This window comes from Pseudomonas sp. TH39(2020) (assembly GCF_016650715.1).
In the GTDB taxonomy this organism is placed as follows: Bacteria; Pseudomonadota; Gammaproteobacteria; order Pseudomonadales; family Pseudomonadaceae; genus Aquipseudomonas; species Aquipseudomonas mandelii_C.
In genome coordinates this window covers 124117-140190 of the sequence record NZ_JAEKFF010000002.1, presented here as the reverse complement: position 1 = coordinate 140190, position 16074 = coordinate 124117, and the positions used below count along the sequence as shown (strand labels likewise).

The window sequence follows — 16074 nt, the reverse complement described above, 5'->3', positions numbered from 1 at the left end:
GTTGCCGCTGTTCAACGTATTCGCTGACTTTGCGAATTGTTTCGGGTGAGCTCGATGGATCAGGGCAAGGGGCTCGCGTTCAACTCGGAGGCCCGGGCCAGGGCTTGCGTATCGATATACTCCCGGATGTGCGTCAGTTTTCCATTTCGCACAGTAATGGCGAAGACCCAATCGTCCTCCCACGTCCTGTTCGTAGCTTTAATTCTCCCCCTGGCGAAGCCGACGACCAGAACCCGGTCTCCCTGCGCTACGAATTCGCGGGGTTCCATGAGTGAAGTTTCCATCGTTTCGGATTGCGTCTGAAACAAATCCGCCAATCCTGCGTGTCCGCGGCGCGTGCCGGCCAGCGGCCAGTCCTCGCCTGGAATGATCCACTCGATATCTTCGGCAGACAACGCCAGCAGACCTTGCATATCACCGCGGCCGATTGCTGCAAAAGCATCCTTCACAATCTGGACATTCTCTTGCACGTTCATCGAAATCTCTCCGTTTCTCTTACTTCTGATCGCGACGCTATGGACCTGACGGGTATCGGCGATTCAGCCGATATCGACGTTCAGGGCGATGTCCCAAGTGCCGGCGCCGTTTTTCGCCAGGCCGATCATCATCAGGCCGAGCGCCTCGAGCGTCTGGGCCATGTGCAGGCCGCCGACATCCAACGGGCGCAGCCCGAGACTCTCGATGAACGTCGAGACGCGCGCCTTGGCCTCCGGATCGTCGGCGGCGATGAACGCGTCGTGGCGCCCACCCTTGGCAAGGACGTGGCCGAAGAGGGTGTTGAACGCCTTCACGATATGCGCGCTGGCGGGGGCGATCTTGGCGATCTCCTGCGCGCCAGAACTTCCGGCGGGAGAGACGAGGCCCGTGAGGTCCGGAGAGGCCGTATTGGTGATGTCGATGATCACCTTGCCGTCAAGCGCGTCCCCGTAATCGGCCACCACCGACGCCGCACCGGTGTACGGCACGGCGAGGATGACGATGTCGCCGGCCGGCGCGGCCCCGTACGTCCCTGTGGTCGCTCCGGATGCGAGCTTGTCGGCCAACGCCTGCGCCTTGGCGGGGTCGCGGCTGATCACCTCAACGGTATGTCCAGCTTTGGCGGTACGACCGGCGATCGCTGCGGCCATGCCTCCTGAACCGATGATGCTGATAGTACTCATGTGCAGTTTCCTCGTGAATTAGGGTATTTTTCGTTGCTTCAACGGGCATCCCACGGTCATATCGCGTGAGTGCCGGGCCGCGTGCGTCATCCCTCATGCCATCTCTGAATCGGCAGAATCTTTACCCGAACGGATCACGCATCGCGACATTGCTGTCCGCCGGGCTCGTTGCGCCCCGGCGCCCTCCTCAACTCAACTCAGCCGGCAGGGAAGTAATGGCCGTTGTCCAGGTCCTCGAGCAGGCCGGGCTGAGCAGGCTCCCAGCCGAGGGTCTGGCGGGTGATCAGGTTGGACGCCGGGAGGTCCAGCGTGACCAGATTCGCGAGGAACCCAAAGTATCCCGGCAGCATCAGTACGTCCGCTGGAATGCTCACGGCCGGCAGGCCCAGACGGCTGCCAATGGCCTCGGCGATCTTGCGGACCGAAATAGCCTCGTCGGCAACCGCGTGCCAATTTTTGCCGGCAGGGCCCTTCTCCAGTGCCAGACGGAACACGGCGGCGAGGTCGCGGGCGTGCACGGCCGACCAGTTGTTCTTGCCGTCACCGGGATAGCCTACGACGCCCTTCTCCTTCGCAAGTCCGATCAGGATCGGGAGGAAGCCGGCGTTGTCGGTCGTGCTGTGCATGATGGTAGGAATCCGCACGACCGAGGACCGCACGCCTTGCTTGGCGAGACCGAGTACGGTCGTTTCCACGATGTTACGAACTCGCAAGGTGCCCTTGAACTTCTCGCCGCCAGAGAGGGTGGGATCCTCCTCGGTTGCTGGACGGCCGAGATGTTCCCAGCCCGGCGAGCCGATGCTCCCAGACGTGACCAGCGGCTTTCCGGTCCCCTTCAGTGCCTCGCCGTATGCGAGCATGATCGCCTGCTCCGCGGCAGCCACCGCGTCGAGGCCTCCGGTGGGAAGCAGGTCTTGCCTGTGCGCGACGTGAATGACACCGTCGGAATCCGCTGCCGCCGCTTTTAACCCGTCGAGATCATCGAGGTCGCCGCGACGCACCTTGGCGCCAAGCGCAGACACCGCCTCTGCGGACTTGTCCGACCGGGCAAGCGCAGTGACCTCGTGACCGGCTGCAATGAGGTCGGAAATGATATACGGACCGGAATGGCCGGTCCCTCCAGTGACAAAAACGCGCATGTTAATGCTCCTTGTGAGTGATGTGATGCGAGAAGTGGTACTACGGGAACGCTCAGCCGAGATGGCTGACGCCGATTGAGAAGTTGGTGTGCTTGACGGAGTGGGCGATCAGGCCCAGCGACAGCAGGCAGACGTGCTCCAGCGTCCGGGCCATGAGCAGCGGCCCCGAGTCCATCGGGCGCAGGCCGAGGCTCTCGATGAACGCCGAGACGCGTTCTTTCGCCAGCGCGCCGTCTTCGGCGATGAACACGTCCAACGGGTGCCCCTCGACTGAACCGGCAGCCAGGACGTGGGAGAAGTGGGTGTTGAACGCCTTGACGACTTCGGCGTCGGCAGGGGCGGCTTTGGCGATCTCCTTCGCGCCGAAACTGTCCTCAGGGGTCACAAAGCTTGTGAAGTCGGGGGCGACGGGGTTGGTGATGTCGACAAGAAGCTTGCCGGCCAGTGCTTCGCCGTATTGCTTCACCACGTCGAGAACGGCGGAGTAGGAAACCGCCAGGATGACAATATCCCCAGCCGGGGCGGCGCCGAACGTTCCTGTCGTCGCGCCGGCTCCGACCTGCTCGGCCAGCGTCTGCGCCTTGGCGGCGTCACGACTCATCAACTCGACGGTGTGTCCGGCTTTGGCGGCAAGGCCGCCGATCGCTGCGGCCATGTCACCTGAGCCGATAATGCTGATAGTGCTCATGCGCAGTGTCCTTGCAGATATGGGGGTTGATCATTCCAAGGCTGCTGGTGCGATCCGGAGAACTCATTCAACGTGCGATCCATGCTGGGCGCCTTACTTGCAAAAAGCAAGTGATCTATAGGGTTTTACTTGCGTCATGCAAGCGATGCTAAGATCCAGCCATGAAGACAACTTTTAAAGAAGACTTTCGGTCCCATTGCGCGGTGAACTACGGCGTGGAGATTTTCGGCGACCGGTGGTCGCTCTTGATCATTCGCGACATCGTTTTTGTTGGAAAGAAGACGTATGGCGATTTCCTGAAATCGGAAGAGGGAATCGCGACCAATGTCCTTGCTTCCCGACTGGCCTTTCTTGAGAAGCAAGGCGTTCTCTCGAAGGCGCCCAGCCCCGACGACAGGCGCAAGGACTTCTACACCTTGACCGAGAAGGGTCTGGACCTCATTCCTATTGTGATCAACATTGTGCTCTGGAGCGCGAAGCATGATTCGGAGTCGTACGTGCGGCGCCACGAGGATTTGGTTGCTCGATTCAGTCAAAACCCCATGCAGGCGAGCGAGGAAGTGAGGGCGCTGGTCCGCAATGGCGGTTGCCTCTTTCCTGAGAGTGGGAGATGAACAAGGCGGCGAACGCGCCTTTTCACGGCGCGCAAATGAGTTGGTATCGGTCCTGATGACTCAGGACCTTGGGCTCGCGACCCTTTCTGAGGCCCGCGCCAATGCTTGAGTGTCGACATACTCGCGGATGTTCGTCAGCTTGCCATTGCGAACAGTGATGGCGAAGACAAAATAGTCCTCAAACGTCCGGTTCGTGGCTTTTACTTTCCCCGTCGCAAAGCCAACGACCAGAACCCGGTCGCCCTGCGCTACAAACTCGGGGGGCTCCATGGATGTTTCCAGTTCTGCGGAAGCCTTCTGAAGCACGTCCGCCAATCCCGCGTGCCCGCGGTGCTTGCCAGCCAGCGGCCAATCCTCCCCCGGAATGATCCACTCGAAATCTTCGGCACACAACGCCAGCAGACCTTGCCTATCGCCGCCGCCCATTGCTGCAAAAAAGTCCTTCACAACCTGGATATTCTCTTGAATGCTCATAAAGACATCTCCATTGCGCTTGCATCGGATCGCGTGGTGTCGGCCATTCAGCCGGGGACGAGGCCAAGTTGTTGCTGCATCGCGGAAGCCTCGTTGTAGCAATGGAAAGAGATGACCTTCCCGCCTTCGAGGTGGAAAACATCGCATGACGGAACATCTATCTTCTTGCCCGTGGGAGCCAGCGTCCCTGAAGGAAGAGGCAGATCACCTTTGTGCGTGCCGCGAATCGCGAGTTCGACAACGACGACGTCTCCCGCGACATGGATGTTAAATATCTCACGGTGGACGTCGGGGAACGCACTGACCATACCCGCGATAGACTCACCAATGGCATTCCCGCGAAACTTCATGCCGGATGCCATATCCCACATGTACCCTTCCTCAGAGAACATGGAAACAAACTTCTCGATATCCGTTCCTTGCCCCTCCGCGGCGGCGCAGAGCTCTCTGACTATTTTTTCATTATCAAGCATCATCATTCCTCTCCTTCATTATTGAGCACTTACCTGGTCACATAAGTTGTGGCCAGGACCGCCCTCAAAATTTGCGATCGAGATTTATCAGTCGAACTTGACCAAGTCCTTGAAGATCAGTTGACCCCAACTATTTCCGCGCGCCTGCACCAGCAGTCCACCTTCCGAAAGCCCACCCAGTTTGATCGGCGAGAAACCGAGATTTTCCGCAAGCGCACCGATCTCCGCTGCGGCGCCGTCATCATCGCTCGCCAGGAAAACGACTCTCCTGCCACCCTTTACGGCCGGGTCCTGGCCAAGGACGGCAGCGCCCAAATGGTTGAAGCCCTTGACCAGTCGTCCACCAGTAAAGGCCTGCGCAACGACTCTGGAAGAAGGCTCTCCTCCCAGTTCCTCAGGGGACACGCCGTAGGCATTGGTCACATCGATGATGGTCTTCCCCTTCCAGGTCGGCAACGCCTTAGCGACATCCGGGTGCGACTCAAAACGGACAGCCAAAAACACGATGTCCGCCTTGACCGCGTCCGCCAGGTTTTTGGGAATGATCTGAGGTCCGATCGCTGCTGCGGCGGATGCAAAGCTTTCCGGGTCGCGCGTGGTTGCAACGGATACTTCGATGCCGTTGCGGGCAAACGCCTTGGCCAAGGCCTGACCGATATTGCCGAAGCCGATAATTGCGTAGCTCATATATTCTCCTGAGGTTTACCGAGTTCTACGGCGCTCCTAACGATCGAATGGAGCGCCGTAGGGCGTAGCGCGTCAGATTTGCGCTAGGCCGCCGTCGACGGCGACCTCGCTGGCGGTCATGAAGCTGCTGTCCTGCGACGCGAGAAAGGCAGCCACCGCTCCGATCTCCGCCGGATCGGCCATGCGCTGGAGCGGATTCATCGAGGCGAAGACCTTCATGCCCTCCTCGCCTAGCGCTGCCTTCGCGAGTTCGGTCGCCGTCGGCCCGGGCGACAGCACGTTTACCCGGATGCCGGTGCCCTTCAGGTCCTCCGCCCAGGTCCGCGCGAGGTTGCGCACTGCCGCCTTGCTCGCGCTGTAGACGCTGAATGCCGGGGCGCCCGTGGTGCCGGCGCTCGATCCGGTCAGGATGATCGAACCGCCCTGACCCATCAGCGGCAGCGCCTTCTGGACAGTGAAGATCGTACCCTTCACATTGGTGTCGAAGGTTTCGTCAATGTGCTCGGCGGTGATCTTGCCGAGCGCAAGCGGGCCTCCCGCCCCGGCATTGGCGAAAACGATGTCGAGGGTTCCGCGCTCGGCCTTCACCGCCGCGTAGAGTCGGTCGAGGTCGGCCTCATCCGAGACCGAGCCCTTCACTGCGCGAGCATTGGGCCCGAGGTCGGCCACAGCTGCGTCGAGCGCTACCTGCCGGCGGCCGAAGATGAAGACGAAGGCGCCCTCCTCGATGAAGCGCTTTGCAGCGGCGAGGCCGATGCCCGTAGCGCCGCCGGTGATCACGGCGGTTTTTCCATTCAGTCTGGTCATGGCGTTCATTTTTCCTTGGAGTGCACGGAAGCAGGGAACTGCTTGCTTGAGACCAAGGATGCGAGCCTAATAACCTAAGGACAAGTATGCACTTTTAGGTAAGTATCAAAAAATGACGACGACTTCTGAAATCTGCGGCACCGGCTGCGGGCTCAACGCCACGCTGCGCATCATCTCGGGCAAGTGGAAACCGCTGGTCCTGTTTTTCCTGCGCGACGGCCCAAAGCGCTATGGCGAACTAAAGCGCTTGGTCCAGGGCGTCAGTGACAAGGTGCTGATCCAGCAATTGAAGGATCTGGAGGCCGATCACGTGCTAGCGCGGACCGACTACAAGGAAGTGCCGCCGCGCGTGGACTACGCGCTGACCCCGCTCGGTCGCAGCTTGGCTGACGCGATCATCCCGCTGTGCACCTGGGGAACCGAGAACGCGGCGGAAATGGCAAGCATCTTCGCCAAGCGCGACACGTTGCCCTAGCGGGATGCTGAAGAACCGATGCGTCGGACGACCCTACGCATTGGTGGGAGGGCGGCAGGTCGAATTCCTCCGATCAGACCGTCAGGATGCGCGGTTTGGGCGCTCTGGCCCATGTTTGTGGTGAAACGAGAACGGCGGTTGTGCGAGGAGGCCCATTTGAACCTGGCGTATCGCTGGTTCTGCCGGTTGAGCCTTGAAGATGAAGTCCCCAACCACTCGACCTTTTCCAAAAATCGACACGGCCGTTTTCGGGACAGCGATCTGTTTCGCTGGTTGTTTAATGAAGTGCTGCGTCGCTACATGGACGCAGGCCTGGTCAAGGGCGAAGGATTTGCCGTGGACGCCAGCATCATCAAAGCGGATGCGAGTCGGCAGCGCGGCGTACCGGGTGATGACCCGGTCAACTGGAGCGATCCGTCCCTGAGCACCCGCGCCGTGCGTGAGTACCTTGAGGCACTCGATGAAGAGGCTCTGGCCGAAACGCTACCGAAGCGCCTGTCGCTGACGGATCCTCAAGCCCGCTGGACGGCTGCTCCAGGCGGCCGAGCTTTCTACGCTTACTCCACGGATTATCTGATCGATACCGAGCACAGCGTGATCATGGATGTGGAACCCACCCAGGCTCATCGAACCGCAGAAGTCGAGAGCACCAAGACGATGATCAATCGGGTCGAAGCGCAGTTCGACATCAAGCCAGAGCTCCTCATTGGCGACACCGCTTACGGCACAGCGCCGATGCTGGCCTGGATGGTGGAGGAAAAAGACATCGAACCGCATGTGCCGGTGCGGGACAAAACTGAGCGCAAGAACGACAGCTTTTCGAGTAACGATTTCCACTGGAATGAAGAGGCTGAGGAATACCGCTGCCCAGCCGGCAACGTATTACGCAGCGAATGGCGAGCGTTCGCACGTCACAAAAGCCAACACCATCATCTTCCGATCCAGACAGACCGACTGCGCGACATGTCCGATGAAAGCCAAGTGCTGCCCGAACACTTCGATTCGCAAGATCGTCCGCAGTCCATGAAGCCGCTCGTGATGTGGCTCGACGTATCGCGGCGACGCCGAAGTACGTGCGCTCTCGCCACGAGCGTAAGAAGGTCGAAATGTTGTTTGCCCACCTCAAGCGCATCCTGAAACTGGATCGCTTGCGACTACGTGGCCTGAGTGGCGCGTCCGATGAGTTCACGCTGGCGGCCGCGGTACAGAACCTGCGACGTCTGGCCAAACTTGCATTTCAAGGGCCACCTTCTACGGGATAGGTGCGCCTGCACGAAGCAAAAAACCTCAAATTAACCCAATAACAGAGCAGCAACGGTCAACGAAGGGCCGAGAAACCACTCAATGTGGTGAGTAGGTTCTCCGGTGGTGGTCGCGCCTGAGTTCAGGCGAGCTGAAAATCCGACTTTTTCAACAGAATCGGCCAGAAGCAAGCCATCAACGCCCCTGTGTCGCTTGGGACTCTTCAAAATGATGCCGTAACAATGGCACTCCTCGCTAATAGCCAGCGTAGACACCTACTCGCCCATAAAACCCCTCTTGAAAAACGCGATAAATAGCTAGCTATTTGTTGACAAAAGTCTGAAGTATTCATTTGAACTTTCAGATTCTTTCACCCGCCGCCTATGCCTAACATCGGCCCCACAGCGAACTAGCCTCGGCAGCGCTTAGTGGGACCATCAGGCAGAGCCCCGGCTCAAAAATCCTCTGTCGTTGCTGGCCCTTGATCGCCGACTGGCTTTGTCGAAGAGCTTTTGCAGTAGGCCTAAGGATTTTTGAGGATCACCGATGAAGCTGGAAATTTTCCGTACGCTGTGGGGTTACACCGCCAGCAAGGCCCAGGCGCTTGAAGAGCTGCTGCAGGCGGGCTTTGATGGAATGGAAGCACGTCTGCCGCTGGACGCCCGTGAACGGGCTGAGTTTGCCGCTTTTCTCCAGGCCAATCGCCTGGGTTACATCAGCACAGTCTTCACGGCGTACGATGTGCTGCCGGAGCAGTCGGCGACCCCTGCCGTTCACCTCAATGACCTCAATCAGAAACTTGCGTGGGCCGGCGAACTCGGCCCACGTTTCGTCAACGTGCTGGCGGGCAATGATCGCTGGTCCTTGCAACAACAAGTGGAGTTCTTCGGTCAGGCACTGGAGCTGGCGCGCAAGCACGGCCAGGTTTGCAGTTTCGAAACTCACCGCTCGCGTTCGCTGTTCAACCCCTGGGTGACCCTGGAGTTGATCCGTCAACTGCCCGATCTGTTGTTCACCAGTGACATCAGCCATTGGGTCGTAACCTGCGAGCGTCTGTTGAATGATCCGGCCGATGATCTGAGCGCTTTCATCGAGCGGGTTCACCATATCCAGGCACGGATCGGTTACGACCAGGGCCCGCAGGTTCCGCACCCGGCGGCTCCCGAATATGCAAAAGAACTGGCTTTCCATCAGCAGCACTGGGAAAGCATCTGGCGCTCGCAGCAAGCCCGCGGTTACCAGGTCAGCACCCTGACCCCGGAATTCGGCGCCGACGGCTACCTGCATCATTTGCCCTTCACTAACGTCCCGGTCGCCGACCTATGGTCATTGAACGTGTGGATGGGCCAGACCGAGCGCGAACACTTCGAGCGTTTCCACCACTCAAGCAATCCTTAGGGAGCCGATGCGTCATGCCTGACAATAAAAACAACAGCGCCAGCTCGGACACACACAAAGCCAACTTCAATAGCATCCCGGTGGTCAACATCGCCGGTCTGTTCAGCATTGAACTGGAACACCGCCTGGCCGTGGCCGAACAATTGGGGCGCGCCGCCAGCGATGTCGGGTTCCTCTACATCACCGATCACGGTATCGACCCGCAACTGATCGTCAACCTGCGCAAGGCTGCCAAGGACTTTTTCGACCAGCCCCTCGACACCAAGATGCGGCACTACATCGGCACCTCGCAAACCCACAAGGGCTTTGTACCCGAAGGCGAAGAGGTCTATTCCAAAGGCAAGCCGGACCACAAGGAAGCCTTCGACGTCGGCTTCGAAGTCCCGGCCGATGACCCGCTGGTGCTGGCCAATACCCCGTTGCTGGGGCCCAACGACTGGCCGCAGCTGCAGGGTTTCAAGGCGTCGGTGCAGGCCTACTATGAAGCGATCTTCGCCTTGGGCCGGCGCCTGTTCGGCGGCTTTGCCCTGACCCTGGGCCTGGAAGAAAACTATTTCGACAGCCTGGTCACCCGCCCGCCGTCAAAGCTGCGCCTGATCCACTACCCCTTCGACGGTGCCGCCCATGACGCACCGGGTCTTGGCGCCCATACTGATTATGAGTGCTTCACCATCCTCCTGGCCGACAAACCAGGCCTTGAGGTGATGAACAGCCTTGGACAATGGATCGATGCACCACCGATTGCCGATGCCTTTGTGGTCAACATCGGCGACATGCTGGAAGTGATGACGGCAGGCGCATTCGTTGCCACTGCGCACCGGGTGCGGAGCGTGAAGGAAGAGCGTTATTCCTTTCCACTGTTTTATGCCTGCGACTATCACACCCAGATCAAACCACTGCCCGGGTTCGCCCAGGGAGGCAACGACTACGAAGAAATCACGATCGGCGAACACATGTATGGCCAGGCGCTGCAGACCTATCAGTATCTGCGCCAGAGGGTGGCCAATGGGGACGTTCAACTGCCAGGCAAGGCACGTAAGCCCGCCAGTTTCGGACATTTGAAAAATCAGGCTCAACCGTCCTGATTGAAGTTTTCAGTTACCCCTTACCTACGCCGGAGTCAGTAAAAAATGAAAAACAATAAAAAACACCTGTTGAGCTTGGCTGTATTGGCAGCCGGTATGCTCGGTGCCTCGTTGAGCATGGCCGCATCAGACACGTTCAAGGTCGGCATGGAAGTCACCTACCCGCCCTTCGAGTCCTATGACAAGGACAAAAACGTGGTGGGCTCGGACCCGGAACTGGCAACAGCCCTGGCCAAGCACATGAACGCCAAGGTGGAGTTCGTCGACACCAAGTTCCCGAGCCTGATCCTGGGCCTGAACTCCGCCAAATACGACGCGGTCATTTCCGGCATGTACATCACACCGGAGCGCCAGACTCAGGCCCAAACCATCGCCTACGCCAACACCGGTGCCGCCGTCATGGTGCCCAAGGGCAGCGAGATCAATGCGAAAAAACCTGAAGACCTGTGCGGCTTGAAACTGGGCCTGGAACAGGGCACCACCTGGGTCAAGGAATTCAAGAAGCTCTCCGATGACTACTGCGTGCCGAACAACAAAGGCGCCATCACCGTCAGCGAGTACCCCTCTGCACCCGAAGTGACCCAGGCCCTGTTGTCCAAAAACATTCAGGCCCAGGTTGAAATCGCTGGCGCTGCAAAAATGATCGCGGAAAAGACTAATGGCCGGGTAGTGATCACCACCGAACACCCGATCTATCAGCAAACCCTGGGTATCTTCGTCAAGAAAGGTAACGACGAAACATTCCAGGCGGTGCAAAAAGCCTTCGAAGAGACCAAAAAGAGCGGTGAATACGCCGCTATTCTTAAGAAATATGGCTTGGAAGAACCGACTGCCCACTAAGAACGTGTCCTTGTAGTCTGGTCATCTGCCGCCCCTGCACCGGGGGCGGCAGATCGAGGTGCCCTATGCAATTCGATTGGTCGTATTTCTTCTCCCTGTTCTCCCTGCCGGACTTCTGGAAGGCCTGCGTCACCGTGGTCCAGCTCAGTGCCCTGGCCTGGTTCCTCGGCATGCTGCTGGGTTTTGGCCTGGCCACGGCCAAGCTGTCCCAGTCGCCCTTACTGCGAATTCCCGCGGCGGTCTACATCTGGTTCTTCCGCAGCATCCCGTTGCTGGTGCTGGTGGTCTTCGTCTACAACTTGCCCCAATTGTTTCCCGGTAGCGGACCCATTCTGTCAAACCCCTTCTACTCCGGCTTGCTGGCCCTGGTGGTCACGGAAGCGGCTTACATGGCAGAGATCCACCGTGGTGGTCTGATCTCCGTGGCCAAGGGCCAGAAGGAAGCAGGCCGCGCGCTGGGTGTCGGCCTGTTCGGCATGCAGCGCTTGATCGTGATCCCCCAGGCTTTCCGTATCTCGCTGCCTACGTTGATCAATGAATACATCACGGTGGTCAAGCTGACGTCGCTGGTCTCGGTCATCTCCCTGACCGAAATCCTCACGGTCGGCCAACGCCTCTATGCCACCAACTTCCTGGTCATGGAAACCCTGGCGGCGGTGGGCGTGTACTACGTGCTGATCGTCACCGTGTTCGGCTATTTCCTGCAGCGTCTGGAGCGCTACCTGGACCTGAACTTCCGCAAGCCGCATACACTCGATGCCGCCGCCGTGGTCAAGCTCAAGGCCTGCGCCGAAGCCTTGCCCGACAATGCGCGTAAAGCCGCGGGCAGCAACACGACGCCAATCCTGCAACTGAAGAACATCCAGAAGAGCTATGGCACGCACCAAGTGCTGATGGGTATCGATCTGAATGTCGAATACGGCCAGGTGATCTCGATCATTGGCCCCTCCGGTTCCGGCAAAACGTCGCTGATCCGCACGGTCAACGGTCTGGAAAGCATCGATACAGGCGACATTCTGTTGTTCGGTGAAAAATTCATCGAAGCGTCGGACAAACCCAACAGCGCCCGTCTGCGCAAAGGCGTGCGACACATTGGCATGGTGTTCCAGAACTTCAACCTGTTCCCGCACCGCACCATTCTCGACAACGTCACGCTGGCGCCGCGTTACCACGGTATCGCGGGCGAGCTGAGTGAACATCGTGCTTATGCGCTGCTGGACAAGGTCGGCCTGCTCGCCCACGCCCACAAGTACCCGCACCAGCTCTCCGGCGGGCAGCAACAACGCGTGGCGATCGCGCGTGCTTTGGCCATGGAGCCGGACATCATGCTGTTCGACGAGCCTACGTCAGCGCTCGATCCAGAGCTGGTGGGCGATGTGCTGAACGTCATACGCGACCTTGCCAGTGAAGGCATGACGATGATTATCGTCACCCACGAAATGGACTTTGCCATGTCGATATCCGACAGGGTCGTCTTCATGGAGAACGGTAATATCCAACTGGATGCTGCGCCTGAAACCATACGATGCGATGCCGAAGGAGAGAGAGTGCGGCGCTTTATGGGTATCAGTACTCGATCGCCAAACCTGCCTATAACTGCGAATCATGCATGAGCATGGGTGCTGCAGTAGGCAACCACTTTCTTTGAACTTACTTCTTTCAGGAAAACACGCATGAATCTTGGAATAGCAGGACGCTGGGCGCTGGTGTGCGCGGCCAGCAAAGGCCTGGGTAAAGCCTGCGCACAGGCACTCGTCAGCGAAGGTGTGAACGTGGTGATCACCGCCCGAGGCGAACAGACGCTGAATGAAACAGCCCGTCAGCTCAGAGCGATAAATCCTGAAGTGACTGTCATCGCCGTCGCCGGAGACATTTCGACGCCCGAGGGTCGCGCGGCAGCCCTCATGGCCCATGAGCATTTCGATATTTTGATCAACAACGCTGGAGGCCCTCCTCCCGGGGACTTCCGCGAATGGAACCGCGACGCCTGGCTCAAGGCGCTGGATACCAACATGCTCACCCCTATCGAGTTGATCAAGGCAACGGTAGACGGTATGGCGACCCGCGGATTTGGCCGAATCATCAACATCACGTCGAGTGCTGTGAAGTCCCCGATCGAAAGCCTGGGTCTGTCCAATGGCGCGCGCAGTGGTCTGACTGGATTTATCGCAGGGCTTGCCCGGCAAGAAAACATTGCCAGCCGGAATGTGACGATCAACAACCTGCAACCGGGCTCATTCGACACCGATCGACTGCGTGACAACCTGGTCGCTGCCGCCGAAGAGTCAGGGCAAGACAGTGAGGCATTCCTCGGCGAATGCCGTAGCGAAATTCCGGCTAAACGCTTCGGCTCACCCGAGGAGTTCGGCGCTCTGTGCGCTTTCGTTTGCAGCAGTCATGCGGGCTACCTGACGGGGCAGAACCTGTTGATTGATGGAGGGGCCATTCGCTCCAGCCAATAAAGACGGCAGGCGCAAGTGGAGCGGATGGCATGGCAGACTCAACGCATTACAAGCCGCGCTGATCAGACGATAGCCATTCGCCAACCTGGCTTGGACACCCGACTGCAACACGAAGAGCCACAACACGCCCCGACCAGGAGATACGGGAGCACTCGTCTTACACCCAGTCGATTCATTGCGATAAGAATGACCAAGATTGCAAGCGAGGCCTGCAACTTCCGCATGGATGTGCGCGTAGCTCATGCTTGTATCGAATTGACATGCCGAGGTAAAGCGATAGAAATCAGGGCGGCCAGCAACACGAATGCGCTCGCAATCCACAAACACGCGCCCAGCCCATACACCTGATAAACCCAGCCGGAGAGTACCGTTCCTATCAGTCGTCCCATAGCATTCGACATGTAATAAAAACCCACATCCAGTGACACGCCGTCTTCCTTGGCGTAGGAGACGATCAGGTAGCTGTGCAACGAAGAGTTCACCGCGAACAGCACACCAAAAACCATCAATCCGCCGAGCAGCACAACTTGTTGTGACAATCCGGTGTTCAGACCGAGAGCGATTGCCGCAGGCAAACCCGCCAATGCAAGGGCCCACAGAAATGCCGCACGACCATCCGGTACGTGCCCCCGTTTCTTTCCGGTGATGTTAGGCGCAAAGGACTGCACGATGCCGTAGCCAATCACCCATGTTGCAAGGAAGCCGCCAACCTTCCAGAAATCCCAGCCGAACACGCTGCTCAGGTACACCGGCAGGGCCACCACAAACCAGACATCGCGGGCACCGAACAGGAACAACCGTGCAGCCGAGAGGATATTGATCGCCCGGCTCTTGGACAGGATCTCGCGAAACTTTGGTTTGGCTTTGGCTTTGCCCAAGTCCTTCTTCAACAGGATCAAGCTGCTGATCCAGATCAGCGCCAGGATACCCGCCATGCTCAGCAACGCACCTTTGAAGCCGATCAATGCCAGCAAGGCTCCGCCAAGAAAGAAGCCGACACCCTTGAGTGCGTTCTTCGAGCCGGTGAGGATCGCCACCCACTTGTAGAGCTTGCCCTGCTGCCCATCAGGAACCAAAAGCTTGATGGAGCTTTTGGCACTCATCTTGTTCAGGTCTTTGGCAATTCCTGACAGAGCCTGGGCCCCCATTACCCAAGGGATGGTCAGCCAGGCTACCGGAACCGTCAGCATCAGCAGCGCCGCGACCTGGATACCCAGCCCGATGTTCATGGTTCGGTTCAGCCCCAGCCGGGCGCCGAGGTAGCCACCCACCAGGTTTGTGATCACGCCAAAAAGCTCGTAGAACAGAAACAACGCGGCGATTTGAAGTGGGCTGTAGCCTAACGCGTGAAAGTGAAGCACCACCAACATGCGCAACGCGCCATCGGTAAGTGTGAAGGCCCAGTAGTTACCCGTGACGAGCAGGTACTGCCGCACTTGCGGAGCGAGGGCTGACAACGCTTTCATGACCGCTCCTTAGACTGCCAGACCGACCATTCTGGCCAGTTCGACGGTACGGTTGGCGTAGCCCCATTCGTTGTCGTACCAGGCATAGAGTTTGACTTGGGTGCCGTTGATGACCATGGTCGACAGCGCATCGATGATCGATGAACGAGGGTCGGTACGGTAGTCGATGGACACCAGCGGGCGCTCCTCGAAGCCGAGGATGTCTTTCAGCTCATGCTCGGAAGCGTCCTTAAGGAGTTGATTCACCTCTTCGACAGTGGTGGCCCGCTCGACCTCGAAGACACAGTCTGTCAGCGAAGCGTTCGCGAGCGGTACGCGTACGGCGTGACCATTCAGGCGCCCACGCAGCTCTGGGAAGATTTCGGCAATGGCGGTGGCCGAGCCGGTGCTCGTCGGAATCAAACTCATCCCGGATGCACGCGCACGACGCAGATCCTTGTGCGGCTGATCGAGGATGCTTTGGGTGTTGGTCAGGTCGTGGATGGTGGTGATCGAGCCGTGACGAATGCCCAGCTTTTCGTGGATCACTTTGACTACTGGAGCGAGGCAATTGGTGGTGCATGATGCCGCCGTGACGATGCGATGTTCAGCCGGTTTGAACAGCTGATGATTGACGCCCATGACGATATTGAGCGCGCCTTTTTCCTTCACCGGGGCGCTGACCACCACTCGCTTCACACCTTGGTTGAGGTAAGCCTGAAGTACCGCGACGGTCTTCATCTTACCGCTGGCTTCAATCACCAGATCGCAGCCCGACCAATCGGTATCAGCAATCGCCTTGTTGGCCGTCACCTTGATTCGTTTGCCATCGATGACGATGCTGTCGCCCTCGGAGTCGGCCTGGTAATTCCAACGACCATGCACCGAGTCAAAGTTCAGCAGGTGTGCATGAGTCGCCGCATCCCCTGCTGGATCATTGATCTGCACGAATTCGAACGCTGGCCAGCTCCAGGCTGCTCGCAGAGCGAGGCGACCGATCCGACCAAAACCATTGATGCCAACTTTGATTGTCATGTTGTTGTGCTCTGTATCTGTTGTCAGTGGGAGTTCGACGGGGTGTCGAA

General features: G+C 58.6%; 17 protein-coding genes and 1 pseudogene. 8 read left to right on the top strand and 10 right to left on the bottom strand.

Annotation, left to right across the window (positions count from 1 at the left end; genetic code table 11):
* Positions 1 to 59 precede the first annotated feature (59 nt).
* The 4 genes from JFU47_RS00695 to JFU47_RS00680 all read right to left on the bottom strand — a co-directional run bounded on the left by JFU47_RS00695 (position 60) and on the right by JFU47_RS00680 (position 2987).
* A complete protein-coding gene (locus JFU47_RS00695; protein WP_201180199.1) occupies positions 60 to 476 on the bottom strand; it encodes a nuclear transport factor 2 family protein in 417 nt (138 codons plus the stop codon).
* Between the two features lie 63 nt (positions 477 to 539).
* Complete coding sequence (locus JFU47_RS00690; protein ID WP_201180198.1) at positions 540 to 1160, bottom strand: NADPH-dependent F420 reductase; 621 nt, start codon at positions 1158 to 1160, stop codon at positions 540 to 542.
* Positions 1161 to 1357: 197 nt separating this feature from the next.
* Positions 1358 to 2299 carry an SDR family oxidoreductase gene (locus JFU47_RS00685; RefSeq protein ID WP_201180197.1) on the bottom strand — a complete coding sequence of 314 codons (942 nt, stop codon included), beginning with the start codon at positions 2297 to 2299 and terminating at the stop codon, positions 1358 to 1360.
* Positions 2300 to 2351: 52 nt separating this feature from the next.
* A complete protein-coding gene (locus JFU47_RS00680; protein ID WP_201180196.1) occupies positions 2352 to 2987 on the bottom strand; it encodes an NADPH-dependent F420 reductase in 636 nt (211 codons plus the stop codon).
* Between the two features lie 161 nt (positions 2988 to 3148).
* Between JFU47_RS00680 and JFU47_RS00675 the strand changes: the two genes are divergently transcribed.
* Complete coding sequence (locus JFU47_RS00675) at positions 3149 to 3601, top strand: winged helix-turn-helix transcriptional regulator (protein ID WP_140684083.1); 453 nt, start codon at positions 3149 to 3151, stop codon at positions 3599 to 3601.
* A 60-nt stretch (positions 3602 to 3661) separates the two neighbouring features.
* Here JFU47_RS00675 and JFU47_RS00670 read toward each other — a convergent pair whose 3' ends face one another.
* From JFU47_RS00670 to JFU47_RS00655, 4 genes are all read right to left on the bottom strand, one after another.
* On the bottom strand, positions 3662 to 4075 hold the full coding sequence (locus JFU47_RS00670; RefSeq protein WP_140684085.1) for a nuclear transport factor 2 family protein: 414 nt from the start codon (positions 4073 to 4075) through the stop codon (positions 3662 to 3664).
* Positions 4076 to 4122: 47 nt separating this feature from the next.
* Positions 4123 to 4554 carry a nuclear transport factor 2 family protein gene (locus tag JFU47_RS00665; protein ID WP_240050594.1) on the bottom strand — a complete coding sequence of 144 codons (432 nt, stop codon included), beginning with the start codon at positions 4552 to 4554 and terminating at the stop codon, positions 4123 to 4125.
* A gap of 81 nt (positions 4555 to 4635) precedes the next feature.
* The gene (locus tag JFU47_RS00660; RefSeq protein WP_201180195.1) at positions 4636 to 5235 is read right to left on the bottom strand and encodes an NADPH-dependent F420 reductase; all 600 of its coding nucleotides are present in this window, start codon (positions 5233 to 5235) and stop codon (positions 4636 to 4638) included.
* A 72-nt stretch (positions 5236 to 5307) separates the two neighbouring features.
* Positions 5308 to 6042 carry an SDR family NAD(P)-dependent oxidoreductase gene (locus tag JFU47_RS00655; RefSeq protein ID WP_201180194.1) on the bottom strand — a complete coding sequence of 245 codons (735 nt, stop codon included), beginning with the start codon at positions 6040 to 6042 and terminating at the stop codon, positions 5308 to 5310.
* A gap of 112 nt (positions 6043 to 6154) precedes the next feature.
* On the opposite strand from JFU47_RS00655, the gene JFU47_RS00650 reads away from it, so the two are divergent.
* The 7 genes and pseudogenes from JFU47_RS00650 to JFU47_RS00620 all read left to right on the top strand — a co-directional run bounded on the left by JFU47_RS00650 (position 6155) and on the right by JFU47_RS00620 (position 13544).
* Complete coding sequence (locus JFU47_RS00650; RefSeq protein WP_201180193.1) at positions 6155 to 6517, top strand: winged helix-turn-helix transcriptional regulator; 363 nt, start codon at positions 6155 to 6157, stop codon at positions 6515 to 6517.
* A gap of 120 nt (positions 6518 to 6637) precedes the next feature.
* Positions 6638 to 7779 (top strand): annotated as a pseudogene (locus JFU47_RS00645) (transposase); the annotation flags it as partial.
* 526 nt (positions 7780 to 8305) lie between these two features.
* Positions 8306 to 9157, top strand: coding sequence for a sugar phosphate isomerase/epimerase family protein (locus JFU47_RS00640; protein WP_201180192.1), 852 nt, complete (start codon positions 8306 to 8308; stop codon positions 9155 to 9157).
* A gap of 14 nt (positions 9158 to 9171) precedes the next feature.
* Positions 9172 to 10242, top strand: a complete 1071-nt coding sequence (locus JFU47_RS00635) for an isopenicillin N synthase family dioxygenase (RefSeq protein WP_201180191.1) — start codon at positions 9172 to 9174, stop codon at positions 10240 to 10242.
* A 45-nt stretch (positions 10243 to 10287) separates the two neighbouring features.
* Positions 10288 to 11082 carry an ABC transporter substrate-binding protein gene (locus JFU47_RS00630; protein ID WP_140684097.1) on the top strand — a complete coding sequence of 265 codons (795 nt, stop codon included), beginning with the start codon at positions 10288 to 10290 and terminating at the stop codon, positions 11080 to 11082.
* Positions 11083 to 11147: 65 nt separating this feature from the next.
* Positions 11148 to 12695: an amino acid ABC transporter permease/ATP-binding protein gene (locus JFU47_RS00625; RefSeq protein ID WP_201180190.1), complete on the top strand. Its 1548-nt coding sequence runs from the start codon at positions 11148 to 11150 to the stop codon at positions 12693 to 12695.
* A 60-nt stretch (positions 12696 to 12755) separates the two neighbouring features.
* Positions 12756 to 13544, top strand: a complete 789-nt coding sequence (locus tag JFU47_RS00620) for an SDR family oxidoreductase (RefSeq protein ID WP_140684101.1) — start codon at positions 12756 to 12758, stop codon at positions 13542 to 13544.
* Positions 13545 to 13783: 239 nt separating this feature from the next.
* On the opposite strand, the gene arsJ is transcribed toward JFU47_RS00620, so the two are convergent.
* Together arsJ and JFU47_RS00610 are read right to left on the bottom strand one after the other, a co-directional pair.
* The gene (gene arsJ, locus JFU47_RS00615; RefSeq protein ID WP_201180189.1) at positions 13784 to 15010 is read right to left on the bottom strand and encodes an organoarsenical effux MFS transporter ArsJ; all 1227 of its coding nucleotides are present in this window, start codon (positions 15008 to 15010) and stop codon (positions 13784 to 13786) included.
* A gap of 9 nt (positions 15011 to 15019) precedes the next feature.
* Entirely contained in the window at positions 15020 to 16024 is a 1005-nt protein-coding gene (locus tag JFU47_RS00610; RefSeq protein ID WP_201180188.1) for an ArsJ-associated glyceraldehyde-3-phosphate dehydrogenase, read from the bottom strand.
* Positions 16025 to 16074: the final 50 nt, after the last annotated feature.

Coding starts and splice junctions, on each gene's coding strand:
- JFU47_RS00620 (WP_140684101.1), top strand. CDS start 12,756: ATGAATCTTGGAATAGCAGGACGCTGGGCGCTGGTGTGCGCGGCCAGC.
- JFU47_RS00680 (WP_201180196.1), bottom strand. CDS start 2,987: ATGAGCACTATCAGCATTATCGGCTCAGGTGACATGGCCGCAGCGATC.
- JFU47_RS00630 (WP_140684097.1), top strand. CDS start 10,288: ATGAAAAACAATAAAAAACACCTGTTGAGCTTGGCTGTATTGGCAGCC.
- arsJ (WP_201180189.1), bottom strand. CDS start 15,010: ATGAAAGCGTTGTCAGCCCTCGCTCCGCAAGTGCGGCAGTACCTGCTC.
- JFU47_RS00690 (WP_201180198.1), bottom strand. CDS start 1,160: ATGAGTACTATCAGCATCATCGGTTCAGGAGGCATGGCCGCAGCGATC.
- JFU47_RS00655 (WP_201180194.1), bottom strand. CDS start 6,042: ATGACCAGACTGAATGGAAAAACCGCCGTGATCACCGGCGGCGCTACG.
- JFU47_RS00695 (WP_201180199.1), bottom strand. CDS start 476: ATGAACGTGCAAGAGAATGTCCAGATTGTGAAGGATGCTTTTGCAGCA.
- JFU47_RS00685 (WP_201180197.1), bottom strand. CDS start 2,299: ATGCGCGTTTTTGTCACTGGAGGGACCGGCCATTCCGGTCCGTATATC.
- JFU47_RS00675 (WP_140684083.1), top strand. CDS start 3,149: ATGAAGACAACTTTTAAAGAAGACTTTCGGTCCCATTGCGCGGTGAAC.
- JFU47_RS00625 (WP_201180190.1), top strand. CDS start 11,148: ATGCAATTCGATTGGTCGTATTTCTTCTCCCTGTTCTCCCTGCCGGAC.
- JFU47_RS00665 (WP_240050594.1), bottom strand. CDS start 4,554: ATGATGATGCTTGATAATGAAAAAATAGTCAGAGAGCTCTGCGCCGCC.
- JFU47_RS00660 (WP_201180195.1), bottom strand. CDS start 5,235: ATGAGCTACGCAATTATCGGCTTCGGCAATATCGGTCAGGCCTTGGCC.
- JFU47_RS00670 (WP_140684085.1), bottom strand. CDS start 4,075: ATGAGCATTCAAGAGAATATCCAGGTTGTGAAGGACTTTTTTGCAGCA.
- JFU47_RS00650 (WP_201180193.1), top strand. CDS start 6,155: ATGACGACGACTTCTGAAATCTGCGGCACCGGCTGCGGGCTCAACGCC.
- JFU47_RS00610 (WP_201180188.1), bottom strand. CDS start 16,024: ATGACAATCAAAGTTGGCATCAATGGTTTTGGTCGGATCGGTCGCCTC.
- JFU47_RS00640 (WP_201180192.1), top strand. CDS start 8,306: ATGAAGCTGGAAATTTTCCGTACGCTGTGGGGTTACACCGCCAGCAAG.
- JFU47_RS00635 (WP_201180191.1), top strand. CDS start 9,172: ATGCCTGACAATAAAAACAACAGCGCCAGCTCGGACACACACAAAGCC.